Consider the following 17,639-nt stretch of genomic DNA (forward strand, 5'->3'; position numbering starts at 1 on the left):
CAGCTGCGAAAGCAGGTCGAACGATCTGGTCCGTTCGAGGCGCCGTTGAAGTTCGTGTGGCGATGGGTGAACGATACCGAGAACGCGCAGGCGGATAAATCGCTGCTACGATTCCACATTGTTTCTTCAGTGAAACAATCAGGCAGGCGGGGATAGGACAGCGAGGAGTCGTACCGTGGACAAGTTTCACGCCATGCAGGCGTTCATTCGAGTGGTCGAAAGCGGCACCTTCACCAAGGCTGCGCAGGTGCTCGACTTACCGAAGACGGCCGTCAGCCGTCTGATCGCGTCGCTCGAAGTCGAACTGGGCACAAAGCTGCTCAACCGCACGACGCGCAAGGTCTCGACAACAGCGGACGGCGCCGCGTACTACGAGCGCGCGCTGCAGTTGATGAGCGATCTCGCGGAGCTCGAGGGCACGATGTCGCGCGCGAAGACCAACCCGCGAGGACGCTTGCGTGTCGATCTACCTGTGCCATTAGCTCTTTCGGTGATACTTCCCGCGTTACCGGCGTTCGTCGAGCGTTATCCGGACATCGAGATCGAGTTCGGAATCAGCGATCGTCCGGTCGACCTCATTGCAGAGAACGTCGACTGCGTCGTGCGCGCGGGGGAAATCTTCGATCAATCACTCGTCGCGCGGCAGATTGGCGCCGTTAAACAAATCCTGTGCGCGACGCCAGCGTACTGGGACAGGCACGGACGGCCTTCGCATCCATCTGACCTCGAGCATGGTCACGTCGTCATTCGAACCATTGCCTCGCGAACCAATCGCCCCTTTCCGATCGTGGTGACGAAAGATCGTGAACGTGTGGAAGTGCAGAATCGGCGCGGACTGACCGCCAACGACATCATGGCGTGTTTGACCATTGGCCTCGCGGGTCTCGGTGTCGTCCATGCGCTGACGTTTTCCGCCACAGCACACCTTCAAAGCGGCGCACTCGAAGCAGTTCTGAGCGACTGGGTATCGGATCCCGTTCCTGTTTTTGTTGCCTATCAGCCCAATCGGCACCTGAGCGCGAAAGCTCGCGTGTTCATCGATTGGCTTACCGAACTGTTTGCGAACAACGAATCGACCGCTAAGGGCAAGCGCGTCGCAAAGACGTAACGGATGTCACGCGTTGAACGGATGCATCGCCGTAGCTACGTCGACGAGGGAAGGCCGGGATCTGATGTGACGTCGCTTTGGCCTGCCGGGCGGCTCTTCACATGATCAATGAAGGCGCGCAGCTTCGGTGTCATCTGCCGGCGGCCTGGATAGTAGAGAAACACCCCCGGCATCACCGGCGCGAACGGCTCCAGCACGTGCACCAGTTTTCCCGTTCTCAATCCTTCAGCGGCCATCGGCTCAGGTAGCTGGGCAAGGCCCATACCTTCGACTGCCGCGCCAAGCATGGTGGAAAAATCGTTGGCTATAAGAGGGCCGGATACGGCGATCTCGATCGCGTGGCCGTTGTCGTTGAATGACCATAGCGCGAGCGCGCCGCTGGATCGTCGCCACCGCAAGCATGCGTGCTGGCGCAGATCGTCCGTGTGCCTGGGGCGGCTGCGCGCTGCGAAGTAAGCGGGGCTACCCACGACGATGAGACGAAACGGTGGCGTCAGCGGTACGGCGACCATGTCGGCGTCGACGAACTGACCGAGTCGGATACCGGCGTCGAACCCTTCCTCTGCAAGATCGATCAGCTCCTTGCTGGTGGCGATCTCCACTTCGACTTCGGGATAAGCCTGGCAGAAGGATGCGACAAGTGGTTCCAACAGGATCGGCACCACGGCACGCGGCACCGAAAGACGCAACAACCCGGCGGGCCGTTGACCCATTCCGCGCGCAACCTCGCTAGCGGCGACAAGCTCGTCGAAGGCAGGCTTTGCGTGCGAAAGAAACCGTTCGCCCGCTTCGGTGAGGCCGACGCTACGCGTGGTGCGTATGAAGAGCGCTGCGCCAATGCGCGCCTCAAGTACACGCACCGTCTGGCTGACGGCGGACGGTGTCACTCCGAGTTCCGCGGCTGCCCGGCGAAAACTGCGATGCTGGGCAACGCTCAGGAACACCTCCACGCCATCGAGCGCGCCTTGCCTGACTGTGAAGTTCTGCTTCATAGCCCGTCAACATTGTGATGAATAGTCGCTCGCGAGAGGCCATGGTACACCTACGCCTGCAGACGAGGGGGCATGCCGATGTCGACTCGCAAGCCCTGAACAATCCGCTAAGACCGTGGAGGAACTCTGCAATGACTGATGCACTTGATGGCGTGCGAGATCACTATCGCGCGACCGGCCTGACCGAGCGGCTGAAGATGGCGCTCACGGTCTTTGGGCCGGAAGATCAGCGGCTCACACCGCAGCAACTGGGTGCCCTCGACCAGTTTCACACACGTGGTCTTGCTGCCACCACCGAGCTTGCCAACTTGGCCGGGATCACCGCCGATATGTCGGTGCTGGACGTCGGTTCGGGCATTGGCGGGCCGGCCCGTTTTCTGGCTGCATCCTATGGCTGCCGGGTGACGGGCATCGACCTCAGCGAACCATTCGTGGATGCCGCACGCTATCTCACCCGGCGCACAGGGCAGCGCGAACAGGTTTCGTTCCATACCGCCAGCGCGCTGGAACTTCCCTTCGAAGGCCGCCGTTTCGACGCCGTATTGCTGCAGCACGTGGCGATGAACATCTCCGAGCGCGCGCGTCTTTACCGCGAGATCGAACGCGTGCTGAAGCCATGCGGCAGGTTTGCGACGTTCGACGTCGTCGCAAACGGCAGCGAACCGTACTACCCCGTTCCCTGGGCGCGAACGCCGACAACAAGCTTTCTTCTGACGGCCGATGCGACGCGCGAAGCGATCGAACAAGCAGGTTTCCACACGCTGGCATGTCAAAACGACACCGAGGCCGCCAGGGCCTGGATCACCCAACAGGGCGCGTCAGGCCCGCCGCCCTCGCCAAATCTCGGCGTGGTGATGGGGCCGGACTTCGCAGAGCTGTTCACCAACCTGGCGCGAAATCTCCTGGACGGCCGACTCGGCATTCTCACCGCGGTGTTCGAGGCCGCATCCACGAAGCCCTGAATTCACCTGTAGAACCGCTGATCTCCTTCCTATCCTTCAACGCGCCCGACAACACCTGACTGGAGGCAACATGTCACCGGAACTTATCTTCCAAACGCAGCTTGTACTGGGCTATGTCGCCTGGCTGCTTTGCTTTCGCGTATACGTCTGGCCCAGGCTCAAGTCGATGGATCTATTCGAAGCGCAACGCGCCATCGCCACCTTGCATAGCTTCCGTTTCTTCGGGCTGGTCTTCATTCTGCCGGGCGTCGTCAGTCCCGATCTGCCTGCCAGCTTCGCCGCGTTCGCCGCATACGGTGACTTCGCAACGGGCGTTCTGGCGATGCTGGCGCTACTCGCAGCAGGAAGACGGCCGCTCTTCTGGTTATTCGTCGTGGCCTTCAATCTCGTGGGAACGACCGACCTCATCGTCGACTACTTCCACGCTATCCAGGCCGATCTTCCTGCGCGTGCAGGAGAATTTGGCACTACGTACGCGATTCCGATCATCTACGTGCCTCTGCTGATGATTACGCACGTTGCCGCCTTCTATCTGCTGCTGCGCTCCCGGCCTAAGGCGGCTCTGAGCTTTTGGTCGTTCCGTAAGTCATGAACCTGGTCCCTTACCTGGCCGCTTATCTGGTTGCTTATTTGGTCGTATAACCGCCGTTGATCAGGATGGTCTGCCCCGTAATCCACCACCCATCGCTGACCAGATGGCGGACGAAGGGCACCACATCCCCAGGATCGGTCAGCCCAGTCGTGGAGAACGGTGAAAGTGCGGCGGCGGTCTTGTGATAAGCCACCGCGTCCGCGCCTTCGGCGGGATAGAAGAACGGCGTGTCCATGGGTCCGGGTCCGATGGCTGTCACCGAGATGCCCCGCGCGCCGAATTCCTTGGCCGCCGCGCGCGTGAAATGTTCGACCGGCGCCTTGGTGCCTGCATAGGCCGCGTAAAACGGCGTGAACGCGCCAAGCAGCGACGTGACGAGCGTCACGATCTTGCCGTTGTCATTGACGTGCTTGCCGGCTTCTTTAAGGAAGAAGAACGCAGACTTGGAATTGACCGCCGTCATTTCATCGTACTCAGCCTCGGTGATGTCCACGAATGGTTTCTTCAACACCTTGCCCACCGTATTGATCGCAATATCGGGGCGGCCGACGGCAGCGACGACATCCGCGAACAGCTTCTCAATCGCGCCGGCCGATGTCAGGTCGGCCTGGAATGCGACCGCCTTCGCGCCCGCTGCTTCGATCGCGGCCAGTGTCTCGTCTGCCGAAGCTTTCGAGCTCGCGCTGTTGTAGTGGATCGCCACTGCCTTGGCGCCCTGTGCCGCGAGATCCCGCGCAATCAGTCCACCGAGATTCTTCGCCCCGCCCGCAATCACGACGGTTTTGCCTTTGATGCTGTGGTTTGCCATGGTCCATCCCCAGTACCGAAGCCGCCCGATGCAGCCTCTCACCCTGCTGGATGATATATTCCAGGAAAATCATTTAAACCTACTGTTTCTGACATCACTGGTCAGAAAAGTCGAACAGTGGAAAAGGGGCCCGTGGATCGTATTGACCTGTTTCGCGTGTTTGCACGCGTTGTCGAATGCGCGAATTTCACGCGCGCGGCGGACACGCTCGGCCTGCCTCGCTCGTCGGTATCCGCGGCGATTCAGGAGCTGGAAGGGCGGATCGGCGCCCGGCTGCTGCACCGGACAACGCGTAAGGTGTCGCCGACTCAGGACGGCGCCGCGCTCTATGAGCGCTGCCTGCGTCTGATCGCCGATGTCGAGGAGACCGAGAACCTGTTCCGGCAGACATCGGTAGGACCGAGCGGCGTGCTGCGCGTCGACGTGCCGGGCCGTATCGGCCGGCTGATCATCGCCCCCGCGCTGCCGGAGTTCCTCGTCGCGTTTCCGAACATCGATATCGAGCTCGGCCTGACCGATCGGGCGATCGACCTTGTCGAAGAGCGCGTCGATTGCGCGCTTCGCGTTGGCAAGCTGCAAGATTCCGGCACGATTGCGCGGCCCATCGGCAATCTGCCGTTGATCAATGTTGCGAGCCCACTCTATTTGTCTCAGCGCGGTACGCCTCGTACGCCCGGCGATCTGGCGAGCCACCAGGCCGTTCACTATGCGTCGCCATCGAGTGGACGTATCGCGCCATGGGAATGGCTCGATGGCGAAACCGTGAGGACGTTGACCACGCAAGGCCGCGTGAGCGTCAACAGCGCCGAGGCGTATATCGCGTGCTGCCTTGCGGGACTCGGTTTGATCCAGATTCCTGCCTACGATGTGCAGCAGCATCTGCGCGCCGGCGAACTGATCGAGGTGATGCCCGAATACCGGGCTGCGCCGATGCCGATGACCTTGCTCTATCCGCACCGGCAGCATTTATCGCGCAGAGTTCAGGTGTTCGCCGACTGGCTCGAGGCGCTGTTGAAAGGGCAACTCATTGGCGATTCATACGGAAGAAAATGAAGCAGCCCGCGATAGCGGGCTGCGGCGCAAGACATTCATCCTCGGAAGGATAAGCGTTACGTGTCAGATGGATGGAGGCGTCTTGACGGGCAAGCCAGAGGTCGGATCGAGGTAGAGCTTGCTCTCCCGGTGCTCATCGTGGCGGCGGTTGAAATCGAACATACCCGTGATGCTGCCCGCCTTCGCGTCGAACGAGCCGCCTCCGATCCGGTTGCCATCAAGCCAGTTGTCTTCGATGAAACGCACTACTGACGACTGATCGATCGGCGTATGGTCGACGTAGTTCTGTTTCGCCCATGGCGAAATCACAACAAACGGAATGCGAGTACCGGGACCGCACCGGCCGTTCACCGGTTTGCCATTCAACCCGTCGGGTCCGGTGCCCGAGCCGCAAATTCCTGGGCCGGTCAACTGATCCGCGACTGAGTCGAACGAAGCGCTCGTCGGCAGCGCGTATGCGTGGTCGTACCAGCCGTCGGAGTCATCCCATGCCAGGATAACGGCCGTGTCACGCCAATCCGGTTGCTGTTGCAGGAAGTTGACGACCTTCGTAACGAACGCCTGCTCGTCAAGCGGGTCCGAGTACCCGGCGTGACCGTCCTCATAGGCAGGCGCCTTCAGGAAGCTCACCGCAGGGAAATTGCCAGCTTGAACAGCACGATAGAAATCGTCGATATCGTACTGGTGATTCGCGGGATCGACGCTCGAGCGATGTGCCCCGTAGGTATGCCCAATGGCCGACACCGAACTGGGCCGCAAATGCTGGGGGTTTGACGTCGACGCGTAGTACTGGAACCAGTTGTGGTGCGGAATGTAGTCGGCCGTGGCGGCGCCGACCACTTGCGACGTCGTGCTGCGTTTGCATCCTGTCGTTCCGTTGCTGTTCGTGGTGGACAGATTGAAGCCACCCATGAAGCCGCCCCACGAAATGTTGCGCGCGTTGAGCAGGTCGCCGATGTTCTTACCAGTCATCTGCGCGGTATCGGTGGTACTCGAGCACAGGTCGTTGGCGGGATCGACGTCGTTGATCATCGTGAATCCGCCTTGGCCGTCGTTGACGTAATACGAGCCGGCCGTCGAGGGCTGCTTCGACGTCAGGACGACTTTCATGCCGTTGGTTTGTCCCGAGACGACTTCGAGCGCACCTGGCGTCGACGGACCGTATGTCGCTGTATAGGCGTTATCGCTCATCGCGAAGTTCTGCGCGTAGTTCCAGAGCGCCGTGACCGTATTGCCGTCGTAGTAACCCATCACCTGGCCGGCCGTGCCGAACGCACCGGCGCCGCCTGTGGTGCCGTTGCCCGTGTATTTCGGAAAGAGGTCGACCTTGCCGTTGTCGTATGCCTGCTGCTCAGCCGTGTACGCATGGTTCTGGTCGGCTGTGGCCGCCTGCGTGCGATCGAGACGGAACGGGTTGGCCGCGCCCGCGCCATTGGCGGCGTTCGTATAGTTCGGGTTGGCCGTCAACAACGTGCCCGATAAGCCGTTCACCTCTGGCGTGCCGGCTTGCGCTGCAAACGCAGGCTCTCCAGACGGATTTGCCGCATGCGGGTAGGTCGCGAAGTAGTGATCGAACGACACGTTCTCCCCATAGATCACTACCAGATGCTTGATGGGTGTGGCTGTATGGACTTCATCCCGCCGGGAGCCATGCTGGTCCCCGTCGTGGTCTTCGCTGGCGCTCCATGCAGCCGTCGTCGCAAGAGCGACAGCCGTGAGCGAGATAACGGTAATCCGACGCCAAAGCATTGTGTGGCTCCCAGTAGTGTTACCCAAAGATAATCGCGGTGCCGGGACGGCTTATCTAACCTGCTTCACAACGCTGATCCGATCTGACAACAGGGGGCCACGCGGAGGTTGCATTACAACAAGCGCCAACCATTCAATCACGCACGTATGAATGATTGGCGTCAGGAAGCTTTCATGTTGTTTCGATTCGCGATCTGCGTATCGGGGAGCCAACTCGAATCTCGAGAAGGCGCGGGCATCAAAGGGTGGAAAACTCGCGCCCAGGTTCGGGCTTGGCTTCCCTCATGAAAGCTAGTCCTCTGGCTGTCAGACCGCAAAGTCGATGCGGCGTCCTATTACCGCGCGAGCGGTTTCAGTCCTTCGACCCGTTGCCGCCGTTCCACTCGTCAAACGCGAAGGAGACAAGTGAACACCCCGCCGCCGACCGAGCTATCTGGCGATGGCGCAGCACGTACGCGTGGGACATGATTGAGCCAGGGACACGCGTGTCCAGATCCGGAAGGAACCTCTTTCCGTCGTCTTACGCGCCGTTCGCGGCAGCCTGCTCCTCGCGCGCATACTGGGTAGGTGGCCGGCCGACGTGCCGCGTGAAGGCGACGCTGAAGGTACTGGCGGAGCTGTAGCCAACGCGCTGCGCAATCTCGGCGACACGCCCTTCGTTGCGGCGCAGCAGGTTCTTCGCCAATGCCATGCGCCACGTGAGCAGGTATTCCATCGGCGCGACGCCGACCGCGCGGCTGAAGCGCTCGAAAAAAGTCGAGCGCGAGAGCGCGGCCTCCTTTGCGAGCTCTGCAACGGTCCACGCGTGCGTTGGGTGTTCGTGCATCTCTCGGATCGCGGCGGCGAGGCGGCCGTCGGCGAGTCCGCGCACCAGGCCCGGTGACGCGCTCGTTCCTGCTGTGGACCGCAGCGCCTCGATCAGCAGTACTTCCAGCAGTCGTGAAAGCACGACCTCGCGCGCGGGCCGCTGCTCGCGCGTTTCCTCTCGCACAAGTTGTACGAGCGTGGCTAGCCGCTGTTCGCCGCGAACATGCACGAGTTGCGGCAGCAGCGAGACCAGTAGGGTCGCATCCGGTGAACCGAAGCTGCAGTGGCCCGCCACCATTCGTAAGTCGATCGGGCTGCCCGGAGCGCCGATTCTGAATTCACCGTTGCCCAGCGCGATGGGCGCCGCCGTTTCGACGCCCGGCGGTGGCAGCTCGAGACTGGACATCGCGACGCCGTACGCCGCAGGAATCAGGACGAAGTCACCCGGAAGCAGTTCGATTGGCTCGTGTCCGTCGATCGCGAGGCGGCACCCGCCCTCGAGGATCACGCAATAGAACGGCTGGCCGGCATCCGAGCGACTGATGCGCCACGGGCTGGCGCCGTGAACAAGTTTGGAAAACCGGGCATTCGGCTGCAGCAGCGTCACCACCTCGGCTAACGGATCGATCATCGCCGGACTCCTGCAAATGAAATTCGGATTATTGATTGTAGCAAGTACGACATCGGCGATCTATCGTATGGGCACACACAGACCAACACACAGGAATTTCCATGAAAACCGTTCTGATCACCGGCTGCTCTTCCGGATTCGGCCTCGAGACCGCCCGCTTCTTTCTGGCACGCGACTGGCAGGTCATCGCCACGATGCGCACGCCGCGTGCCGACGTGCTGCCGCCTTCAGACCGCTTGCGCGTGCTGGCGCTCGACGTCACGAATCCAGAGAGCATTCGCGAGGCTGTCGAGGCTGCAGGCCCGATCGATGTTCTCGTCAACAACGCGGGCTTCGGTGCGGCTTCCCCGGGCGAACTCGTTCCACTCGCGACGGTGCGCGAGCTTTTCGAGACCAACACCATCGGCACGATCGCATTGACGCAAGCGGTGTTGCCGCAGTTTCGGCAACGCAAGGCGGGCGTTGTCGTGAACGTTACGTCGAGCGTGACGCTGAAGGCAATCCCTCTGATCGCCGCGTATCGCGCGAGCAAAGCGGCGGTGAACGCGTTCACCGAGTCGATTGCGCTGGAGCTCGAGCAGTTCGGCGTGCGGGTGCGCCTGGTGCTGCCGGGTCGGGCGCCCGAGACCCGCTTCGGAGACAACGCGCGTTCCCGCATGCGCGGCTTCGACCACGAAGCCTATGCCGATCTCGTCAAGAGCGTTCTTGCGAGGTTGACGGACACGTCGTCCCCGGTCACCCGGGCACAGGACGTCGCCGAAGCTGTATGGCGCGCGGCGACCGACCCGTCATCCCCGATGCGCATCCCGGCCGGCGCTGACGCTGAAGCATGGGCTGCCGAGGCTCGCTGAACGACTGGCGCCACCGCTCTGAATTTCTGCGCGCTACTGCGCACTACGACAAGGAAATTGCCATGCAGGACAAACCCGTCGCCCTGGTCACCGGGGCTAATCAAGGAATTGGTCTTCAGATTGCAAAGGATCTCGCGGGACACGGCTTCACTTTACTGGTCGGGTCGCGCGATCTCGAACGCGGCGAGGCAGCGGCCAGGGAGGTTGGGCCGGACGCCCACGCGCTCCAGCTCGACGTGACGGATCAGGCTTCGATCATTGCCGCAGCGGAGCGCGTGGGCAACGAGTTTGGCCGCCTCGACGTGCTTATCCAGAACGCAGCCATTTCGAATACGAAAAAGCTTCCCGGTCAGTCCGTCGAGGAATATGCGAAGACGACCCGCCCGAGCAACGTGTCCATCTATGAAATGCGTGCGGTGTGGGACACCAACGTGTTCGGCGTTCTTGCCTTCTACCAGGCGATGCTGCCGCTTCTGCGCAAGACGCCGGGCGCACGCATCGTCAACGTGTCGAGCGGCGTTGGGTCGCTAGCGACGAACTCGAACCCGGCCTTCCCCTACCGCTCGATCTTCGGCCCCGTCTACCCTGCATCCAAAACGGCGCTCAACGCTTTGACGGTCGCCATGGCAATCGAGCTGGAGCCGGAGGGGATCAAGGTCAATGCCGTCTCGCCGGGCTTTACAAGGACGAACCTCAACGGATATGCGGGCACGGAAACTGTCGAGGAGGGCGCTCGTGAGGCGGTGCGCGTAGCACTGCTGGGCCCGGACAGCCCGACAGGAACGTTCACGCGGTGGGAAAACGAAACGATCCCGTGGTGATGTAGTCTCGTGCGCGTGATCGAAGGGATCGATGGATTGGGTCAGGGCAAATGCAAATTGGCCGTTCGCTTGAACCATCGGTCACTGCGTCGCGTTTAGCAGACTTGCATAGGAGCAGTCCGACGGACTGCAGAGGAGCGCGCGGCCGACTAGGGCGAATCGCGTTGATCACGTTGGATTGAACCAGCGGTCAGCAACACCAAAGAATATCTCGTCTGTTTCGCTGGCTGAGAAGCCAGCGACCAATTGCGCAAATCTATCGTAAAGCTCAGCAAATCCCGTTGACAGCTTCGCAACAGGCATGTGGCTACCGAACATGCATCGCGATACGCCGAAGATGTCGATTGCGGTCAACACCCAGGGGGCTGCCTCACTAACGGACCACTGCATGCCAAAGATACATTCCAGCGCAGAGATGTCGACGCAAATGTTTTCACAACCGGCAAGCTGTACAAGATCCCGTTTCCACCGGTCAAAGCCGGTTTTGCTCAGGTCGAGCGGCCACCCCATCAATGCGATGGTGAAACCGATATTCGGATGATTTTGTATGGTGCGAGTCAAGTCGGGCATTTGATGGGCGAATATTTCGAGCCCACACTTGAAGTTGTACTTGCCCAATAAAGCCAGCGATTTGCTCCATGTTGAATCTGTCAGCAAATCTGGCCGTTTGGCGAATCGCTTCAAAGGGTTGTCATCGTCCCAAACAAGATGTTCCCGAACCGATGTGAGATTGGAAAGCGCACTGTATTGCTCCAGCTTGCGTTCCAACTCGGGATCGAGGAAGTCAACGAATGCGACTAGCGCATGACGTATCGCGCTTCGGGCTGCCGCCTGTTGCGCCCAAGCCGCCTCCTTGAAGGGGTCGGACGAAAGGAACTCGTGCCACACGACGGCCTCGACGTTATAACCATCGCTGTCGGCAAGATAGTCGTCCAGCAGGTAACGCCTGGGCAGCGCATCGTAATTGCCGACAAACGCCTCGTAGTTGGGGTCGACCTCATCCAGAAATGTGTGCCGGTTTCGTTTGTGATCGTAGAAGTGAAGGTGTGAATCGACGACTCTGGCGACGGGGCTGAATTTTTTCATGGCTAACGAAGGCGACCTCGCGCCGGCAGCACGGAAATATGGGCATCTACGGCAAGATGCATCGTCACTCAGCTCAATCAGAGCGATGAAGGCAGAACGCTCGACCAGTCAGGCAAGGCATCAAGATCCGGCCGCATTGTGACGCTTTCCTGTTCGTTGGGATCGGTTCGGGCGATTACCGCGACACAAGGCTCATCCGCGCTCGCGTTGTACGGAACATGCGGCATCCCTGCCGGGATGTAGAAGAAATCTCCGGCCCGAACCACCGCATGGCGCTCCAATCGTTCGCCATACCAGCATCCCGAGATGCCGCTCAGCTGATAGATGGCCGTCTCATGCTCCGCATGGAGATGGGCTTTGGCCCGGGCAGCCGGCGGAATTGTTGCCAGCTGAAGATGCACATGCTTCGATCCCACACTTTCAGCTGAGATACCTACCGCATAGGTCAGCCCTTGCTTCCCCTCGAACTGTGGGCCAGCGTGCACCAGTTGACAGGTGGGAGTGTCAGGCTTGTTTGCGCTGATGTTCATCGCTTCTCCAAACAATGAGCGCCGACGTCGGCGAAATGGCGTGCATACGACCGCAGATTACACCCGTTCATTGTTTGAAAACGGTCGTTCCTTATCGGCAGATGCCGGGCCAATTCCAGGCGTTCATCATCGAGAGAGCGGAGACGTTCGAACGGCTGACCGCTGAGCCTGGAAAAGGACAAAAAACCGGCATCCCAGTTTTGCCGGTCTGCTGTATGGAGTTGGCCAGGAAAAAGGACGAATGATGCTCAAGTTCCTCAACCGCCTGTTCAGCAACAACAAGCGGAATCGGTTGGGACCGTCGCAGACAGACCGGGCACTCGAGACTCGGCGAACGTTCAAAGGTCGGGCGCCGCGTTCCATTTTGGTTTCATTTCTTTCCCCCACTTCTGCGGATCTTGTTTGTGCATCTTTTCCATTTCCTTCGCGACATCCGGATGCTTTTCCATGACGTGTTTCGTCATGACTTTTACCATTTCATCCCATGATTCAGCCGATAACTCCTGATCACATTGGCCGCCGAGCTCCTTGCACGTCATGGTTTTCATTTGGAATCTCCTTCTAACTTCTACCAGTAATATGGGCGCGAGATAACACTTACAGACACGCGACGGCACATGTCGCCAGAGCCGGCGACGCATGCTGGATGCGAGGTTCAAATTTCGCGCAATTACTGGACCTGCCGTCATGAATTTAGGGCAGGTGAACTGTGACGGAAGGCCAGACAGTGACCCGACGTCAGGTGCACCCAAACTCCGGTCATTCAGATCACGCAGCCGAAGGACCGCTCCGGGTCGACAAGAGAAATTCGAGCCGAGGCCGATCTGGTGACTGACGGGGGCTGGCCGAACTTCCAGATCGGCCATTTTCAGTCGTTCGCTCGCGCCCGCGGATGGACACTCAAATGTCGGCTCCAGAGACGGTAGCCGCCCCTCACACATCTAGCTGATCAGTCGCATCTCGGCCTTTGTATTTTTATCGCTGACCTGCGCAAACGACAATTTGCGGTTTGGTTTTGGTACGGATCTACGCATCTGCGGGTAGTTCGGAATCTCGAGGCCCTTACTGATCTCAGCGCCCTCGTCACACCATAGGGAATCGCTTCGTCGATCCCAACGGTCGTAGATATTGAACATCTCGCCATTCAGATAAGCAGGGACGATATCGACACCTTCAGGCGCTTCGCATTGCGGGGCACCTACGCAGCAGCCCGTCGATGCGTCGCTAGCAACGCCGCCAGCCGAATCGAGCGTGGTGTCCCTCGGGCTGCGCAAGAACCAGAAAAACTTGACAGTGCGAGCACATGCTCCTATTCTTGCCTCAAGAGAGCATATGCTCTTACTTTCAAATGGAGCGAAGCGATGAACGAGGCTGAGATTCTTGTGAGCGGTGCGACCGGACGGACCGGAGGTATTGCCATTGACGAACTGCTCAAGATGGACAAACGCGTGCGGGCATATGTGCGCACAGATGACGATCGAGCGGCCGCCCTGAAGCAGCGCGGTGTCGATATCGCGGTCGGGGACTTCACCGACATCAACGACATTCGGGCAGCGATGGAAGGAATCCGATCGGCCTATTTCCTTCATCCAATCGCGCCCGGAATCATCGGGGCCGCGGCCTATTTCGCGCAGGCAGCAAAGGAAGCGGGCGTCACGTCGATCGTCAACATGTCGCAGATTTCCGCACGCCGGGAGTCGGCGAGCCACGCAGCACAGGACCACTGGGTTTCCGAGCAGGTCTTTGATTGGTCAGGTGTCGCGACTACGCATTTGCGCCCCACCTTCTTTGCCGATTGGCTCGTCTATCCGCATTTTGCAAGGGAGATCTGGGCCACGAAGAAGATTGAATTTCCCTTTGGCAACGGCCGTCACGCGCCCATCGCCACCGATGATCAGGGACGCGTCATCGCCCATGTCCTCGCCAACCCCGAAGGCCACGAGGGCAAGACCTACACGCTCCACGGCCCCGTCGAGATGAACCATGTTGAGATCGCAGCCGCGATGAGCGAGGTTCTCGGTGCCCGGATCGAATACGCGCCGACTTCTATCGAGGAATTCCGAATCAAGATGGAAACCCTTTACAAGTTTCCGCCGTTCCTCACGCAGCATCTGGTCGAAGTCGCGCAGAACTACCGCGACGGCATCTTCTCAGGCACCAACGATGCCGTCGAGAAGATCACCGGAAAGCCGCCGCTTTCGGTCCAGAATTTCGTCGCCAAAAATCGGGCCGCATTCGTGTGAACACGTCCTTAAAGCGAATCGAGGTTTGAAAATGTCACTCACCCAAGATGAACGTCACCCGTTTCTCGATGATCTGACGGCTGACGCGGAGCTGTTCAGCTCAGTGTTGCGCAGTCCCGTAATCGGGCGCGACGACATCCGCCTCGCCGTCGACGCCGTCGGAACCTTCTACGTCTCACAGACGCCCACGTTTCTTCATACCGTCGGCTCGCGGCTTTTTCTTGAATACGAGGCTGTTCTGACGAGCGGCGAGAAGTTGAGCGCGGCCGTTGTCGTCGATCGCAATTCCGACGGATCGGTGCCGCGTGTCAGTGTGCGGATGAGCCCGCTTGGCGCTGTACTGACTCTCGCCACCCATCTGCGGGAGGCGCTTTCGAAGCAGTTGCCGGAAAACATCTTTCTTTGAACCAAACACCCGCAGGCTAGTGGCGGGAGTTGACTCTCCCCCCGTATGCGGCTTTTGAAAGAGGAGCTTGTCATGGATATCAGGAACGCTACCGTCTTCATCACCGGTGCCAATCGTGGCTTGGGCCTGGCTTTTGCACGAGAGGCACGTCGGCGCGGCGCGGCGAAAGTATACGCAGGCATGCGCAACACGAGCGGTTTCGACGAGCCGGGCATTGTGCCGGTCAGGATCGATGTCACGGATACGGCGTCGATCGCCGAGGCCGCGAAACTGGCGGCGGATACGACTCTGCTGATCAACAACGCTGGCATTGCCGCTCTGATCGACGGGCCTTTGGCGGCCGACGTGGAAGCGCAATCCACCCGCATGTTCGATACCAACTACTACGGCGTAGTGCGCGTCACACAGGCCTTCGAGCAGATGTTGGCGGCCCAGCCGCATGCTGCCATCATCAACGTGCTTTCCGACATCGTGTGGCTTCCGCGGCCCTATCTGACACCGTATGCCGCGTCGAAGGCCGCAGCCTGGAGTTACACAAACCAGCTTCGCTTTCACCTGCACGAGCGTGGCATCCAGGTTCTGGGCCTGCACGTCGGGTTCGTGGATACCGATCTGACCAACGGCATTGACGTGCCGAAAGCCAGTCCCGAGGACGTTGTGCGACAGACCTACGACGCTCTCGCCGCCGGCAAGAGCGAGGTTATGGCCGACGAGGGGACAGCGGTGCTGAAGAGCACGCTTGCGGCCGAGATACCCGGCTACATCACACCGCCTGCAGGGCTTTGAACACCGAGATGACGCCGGTCGGTTTCAGCAGCGAGACATGAGGTGCGCAGTTCGCCGTACGCCAGCGCTGTCGCTCCCGGCTTTCATCGAAACATACCGCCGTACCTTCGCGCGACGCGCGCGCAGCGTTAGCCCAATTAACCGAAATCAGGAGTGAAACAGATGTTGCCGGTCAACCAGCCGCTTGGAATCGATCAATGCAACTGCTTCGCCGTGAGGAAAGCGAGCAGGCAGATCTCCCGACTCTACGACAGCCATCTCGAGCCCGCGGGTCTGCGCATCACGCAATTCCTCACCCTGGCCGCCCTAAACGAGGTGGGAAGCACCCCGGTCAATGCCCTTGCCGAACGGCTCGATATCGAACGAACGGCGATGGGGAAAATGGTTGGCTTCCTGGAACGCGACGGCTTCGTCACGATCAAGCCCTCGCCCACTGATGGTCGAAGCCGCCTTGTCGAACTGACCGAAGAGGGACGGCGCCTGCACGAAAGGGCGGCCCCTCTCTGGCAGGAAGCGCAGCGGAAGTTCGAGCAACTGAACGGTGTAGACAATGTTACGGCGTTGCGGGAGGGGTTGAGAGGGGTGGTCGTCGGCGACGTGTCGATGCGTTCGTCGGAAGACTAAGCTTCCAGATGCATTGCGACAACAACATGATTCGTCAAACCAGTAATCATTCGAGGAAGGGCTATGAAAGGCAATTGCAGCGTTCGGTCATGGTGCTGCATTGCAGGGCGCGATTGTGGCGGCGAGCGATGCGTGGGCATTGCGCCGCTTGCCGCCCGGACACTCGCCGTTGCGGGAGGTTGAGCCCGCGTTGTAGCCCGGTGGCGCCCGTGTCCCGCTGCCGGCATTGTTTCTTTCGACGCGGAACAACACGCAGGACGCCGTCATGCGTGCGTCGGCCGATTGCGCACGGTTTGACCGAGCACAGCACAGGCAATCAACAACGAACCCGTGACAAAGAACACAGCGTGCAGACCGAGATGGACGCCGATCACGCCACCGATCAGCGGTCCGACAACCTGACCGGCGAATTGCGCCGACTGAAGATACCCGAGCATCGTTCCCGACTGACTTTCCGTGGCCGTGTGCCGAACCAGCTTCGCGATCGACGGCAGCAGACCGGCCAGCGTCATCCCCATCAACCCGCGCAGAGCCGCCAGTTGCCACCAGTGCGTGACAAATGCTTGCGGCACCATCACGAGCCCGGTCAATACGAGGCAACCGATAATTACGTTCCAACTGCCGATCCGATCCGCCAGTGCGCCGAGCCGCGCAGCGGTCAGCATGCTGCCGAACGCAGAGCATGCCATCACGATGCCGGCAGTGCGGGCCAGATGGTCGGTCGGCACATTGAGGTGCGAGATATAGACGGTGATGATCGGCTCGATCGACATATTGGCGAGCAGCACCATCATCGCGGTGAGCAGCAGCGTAATCATCACGGTGCGGTTAGCCAGCTTCGGCGCTGTGGCGTGGCTCGAGGCGCGCGCTTTGGCGTCGGAGTCCGGGTGAAAATCTTCGCGTACGAACAGGATCGTCAGCAGCGCGGCGACTGCGATCATCGCGCCGCCTGCAAAGAACGTGCTGCGAATGCTGATCAACGAGGGCAGCACACCACCCACCAGCGGACCCACGAGACTGCCCGCCAGCGAGCCGGTCGACAGGATGCCGAGTGCCCACCCCGCACGTTCGCGCGGTGCCTGGGTGCCGATCATCACAATCGACGCCGAGGCATAGCCGCCGATCAATCCGGCCAGCAGCCGCAATATCACCAGTTCGGTCACGTTGTGCGCCATGCCGATCAAGGACATCACGATCGCCATGCCGACCGCCGCCCTCACGAGCATCGGCTTGCGTCCGTAACGATCGGCCAGACGTCCCCAGAGCGGCGCCGTGACGGCCGTGCCGAGAAAGGTTGCACCGAACGCCACGCCTGACCACTGCACGATCGCAGCCTGCGAAGTCACGCCGAGTTGCTGCACGTAGAGCGGCAGAAACGGCAGCAGCATGCTCAAACTGACGAGCGTGGTAAATGAGCCGAACACGCAAATGAACAGGTTGCGGCGCCAGTAGAGGGTGTTTCGTGCCGCGTAGCTGGTGGTGTTGTTTGTAAAGCCGATCCCGACCTCACCGGCCGCGGCGTTAGCTGGCTGATTCATAACGCCCCCCGTGATCCGGCGCGCAACCGCGCACCGGCGATGAGCACCACGT

Annotated in this window: 19 protein-coding genes; 11 read left to right on the forward strand and 8 right to left on the reverse strand. The window is 60.3% G+C overall.

Annotated elements, in window-relative coordinates:
* The first annotated feature begins 175 nt into the window (after positions 1–175).
* Positions 176–1,108, forward strand: coding sequence for a LysR family transcriptional regulator (locus M0D66_RS08805; RefSeq protein ID WP_266210592.1), 933 nt, complete (start codon positions 176–178; stop codon positions 1,106–1,108).
* 35 nt (positions 1,109–1,143) lie between these two features.
* Here M0D66_RS08805 and M0D66_RS08810 read toward each other — a convergent pair whose 3' ends face one another.
* A complete protein-coding gene (locus tag M0D66_RS08810) occupies positions 1,144–2,100 on the reverse strand; it encodes a LysR family transcriptional regulator (protein ID WP_266210593.1) in 957 nt (318 codons plus the stop codon).
* A 131-nt stretch (positions 2,101–2,231) separates the two neighbouring features.
* Between M0D66_RS08810 and M0D66_RS08815 the strand changes: the two genes are divergently transcribed.
* Complete coding sequence (locus tag M0D66_RS08815) at positions 2,232–3,062, forward strand: class I SAM-dependent methyltransferase (RefSeq protein ID WP_266210594.1); 831 nt, start codon at positions 2,232–2,234, stop codon at positions 3,060–3,062.
* A gap of 70 nt (positions 3,063–3,132) precedes the next feature.
* Positions 3,133–3,654 carry a hypothetical protein gene (locus M0D66_RS08820; protein ID WP_211708575.1) on the forward strand — a complete coding sequence of 174 codons (522 nt, stop codon included), beginning with the start codon at positions 3,133–3,135 and terminating at the stop codon, positions 3,652–3,654.
* A 34-nt stretch (positions 3,655–3,688) separates the two neighbouring features.
* Here the strand turns inward: M0D66_RS08820 and M0D66_RS08825 are convergent, their stop codons facing one another.
* Positions 3,689–4,462, reverse strand: coding sequence for an SDR family oxidoreductase (locus tag M0D66_RS08825; protein WP_093633105.1), 774 nt, complete (start codon positions 4,460–4,462; stop codon positions 3,689–3,691).
* A 132-nt stretch (positions 4,463–4,594) separates the two neighbouring features.
* Between M0D66_RS08825 and M0D66_RS08830 the strand changes: the two genes are divergently transcribed.
* A complete protein-coding gene (locus M0D66_RS08830; RefSeq protein WP_266210595.1) occupies positions 4,595–5,515 on the forward strand; it encodes a LysR family transcriptional regulator in 921 nt (306 codons plus the stop codon).
* A 63-nt stretch (positions 5,516–5,578) separates the two neighbouring features.
* On the opposite strand, the gene M0D66_RS08835 is transcribed toward M0D66_RS08830, so the two are convergent.
* Both M0D66_RS08835 and M0D66_RS08840 read right to left on the reverse strand, forming a co-directional pair.
* The gene (locus tag M0D66_RS08835) at positions 5,579–7,264 is read right to left on the reverse strand and encodes a phospholipase C (RefSeq protein ID WP_266210596.1); all 1,686 of its coding nucleotides are present in this window, start codon (positions 7,262–7,264) and stop codon (positions 5,579–5,581) included.
* A 520-nt stretch (positions 7,265–7,784) separates the two neighbouring features.
* On the reverse strand, positions 7,785–8,702 hold the full coding sequence (locus tag M0D66_RS08840) for an AraC family transcriptional regulator (protein WP_200652236.1): 918 nt from the start codon (positions 8,700–8,702) through the stop codon (positions 7,785–7,787).
* Positions 8,703–8,803: 101 nt separating this feature from the next.
* On the opposite strand from M0D66_RS08840, the gene M0D66_RS08845 reads away from it, so the two are divergent.
* Positions 8,804–9,553, forward strand: coding sequence for an SDR family oxidoreductase (locus tag M0D66_RS08845; RefSeq protein ID WP_266210597.1), 750 nt, complete (start codon positions 8,804–8,806; stop codon positions 9,551–9,553).
* A 62-nt stretch (positions 9,554–9,615) separates the two neighbouring features.
* Positions 9,616–10,374 carry an SDR family oxidoreductase gene (locus M0D66_RS08850; RefSeq protein WP_266210598.1) on the forward strand — a complete coding sequence of 253 codons (759 nt, stop codon included), beginning with the start codon at positions 9,616–9,618 and terminating at the stop codon, positions 10,372–10,374.
* Between the two features lie 168 nt (positions 10,375–10,542).
* On the opposite strand, the gene M0D66_RS08855 is transcribed toward M0D66_RS08850, so the two are convergent.
* Both M0D66_RS08855 and M0D66_RS08860 read right to left on the reverse strand, forming a co-directional pair.
* Complete coding sequence (locus tag M0D66_RS08855; RefSeq protein ID WP_093633098.1) at positions 10,543–11,460, reverse strand: amidohydrolase; 918 nt, start codon at positions 11,458–11,460, stop codon at positions 10,543–10,545.
* 77 nt (positions 11,461–11,537) lie between these two features.
* Positions 11,538–11,990: a cupin domain-containing protein gene (locus M0D66_RS08860; protein ID WP_093633097.1), complete on the reverse strand. Its 453-nt coding sequence runs from the start codon at positions 11,988–11,990 to the stop codon at positions 11,538–11,540.
* Between the two features lie 14 nt (positions 11,991–12,004).
* Here M0D66_RS08860 and M0D66_RS08865 point away from each other — a divergent pair, with 14 nt between their 5' ends.
* Positions 12,005–12,235 (forward strand): hypothetical protein, encoded by a 231-nt coding sequence (locus M0D66_RS08865; protein ID WP_093633096.1) that lies wholly within the window; start codon positions 12,005–12,007, stop codon positions 12,233–12,235.
* 93 nt (positions 12,236–12,328) lie between these two features.
* Here M0D66_RS08865 and M0D66_RS08870 read toward each other — a convergent pair whose 3' ends face one another.
* Positions 12,329–12,538 (reverse strand): DUF1059 domain-containing protein, encoded by a 210-nt coding sequence (locus M0D66_RS08870; RefSeq protein ID WP_093633095.1) that lies wholly within the window; start codon positions 12,536–12,538, stop codon positions 12,329–12,331.
* 813 nt (positions 12,539–13,351) lie between these two features.
* Here M0D66_RS08870 and M0D66_RS08875 point away from each other — a divergent pair.
* The 4 genes from M0D66_RS08875 (at position 13,352) to M0D66_RS08890 (ending at position 16,049) form a co-directional block, all read left to right on the forward strand.
* Entirely contained in the window at positions 13,352–14,233 is an 882-nt protein-coding gene (locus M0D66_RS08875) for an NmrA family NAD(P)-binding protein (protein WP_266210599.1), read from the forward strand.
* 31 nt (positions 14,234–14,264) lie between these two features.
* The gene (locus M0D66_RS08880; RefSeq protein WP_266210600.1) at positions 14,265–14,639 is read left to right on the forward strand and encodes a hypothetical protein; all 375 of its coding nucleotides are present in this window, start codon (positions 14,265–14,267) and stop codon (positions 14,637–14,639) included.
* A gap of 72 nt (positions 14,640–14,711) precedes the next feature.
* Positions 14,712–15,425: an SDR family oxidoreductase gene (locus M0D66_RS08885; protein WP_093633091.1), complete on the forward strand. Its 714-nt coding sequence runs from the start codon at positions 14,712–14,714 to the stop codon at positions 15,423–15,425.
* 162 nt (positions 15,426–15,587) lie between these two features.
* Complete coding sequence (locus M0D66_RS08890) at positions 15,588–16,049, forward strand: MarR family winged helix-turn-helix transcriptional regulator (protein ID WP_200652231.1); 462 nt, start codon at positions 15,588–15,590, stop codon at positions 16,047–16,049.
* 263 nt (positions 16,050–16,312) lie between these two features.
* Here M0D66_RS08890 and M0D66_RS08895 read toward each other — a convergent pair whose 3' ends face one another.
* Positions 16,313–17,587: an MFS transporter gene (locus tag M0D66_RS08895; RefSeq protein ID WP_200620480.1), complete on the reverse strand. Its 1,275-nt coding sequence runs from the start codon at positions 17,585–17,587 to the stop codon at positions 16,313–16,315.
* Between the last annotated feature and the right edge of the window lie 52 nt (positions 17,588–17,639).

It is taken from the genome of Paraburkholderia sp. SECH2, from assembly GCF_030464795.1.
In the GTDB taxonomy this organism is placed as follows: Bacteria; Pseudomonadota; Gammaproteobacteria; order Burkholderiales; family Burkholderiaceae; genus Paraburkholderia; species Paraburkholderia aspalathi.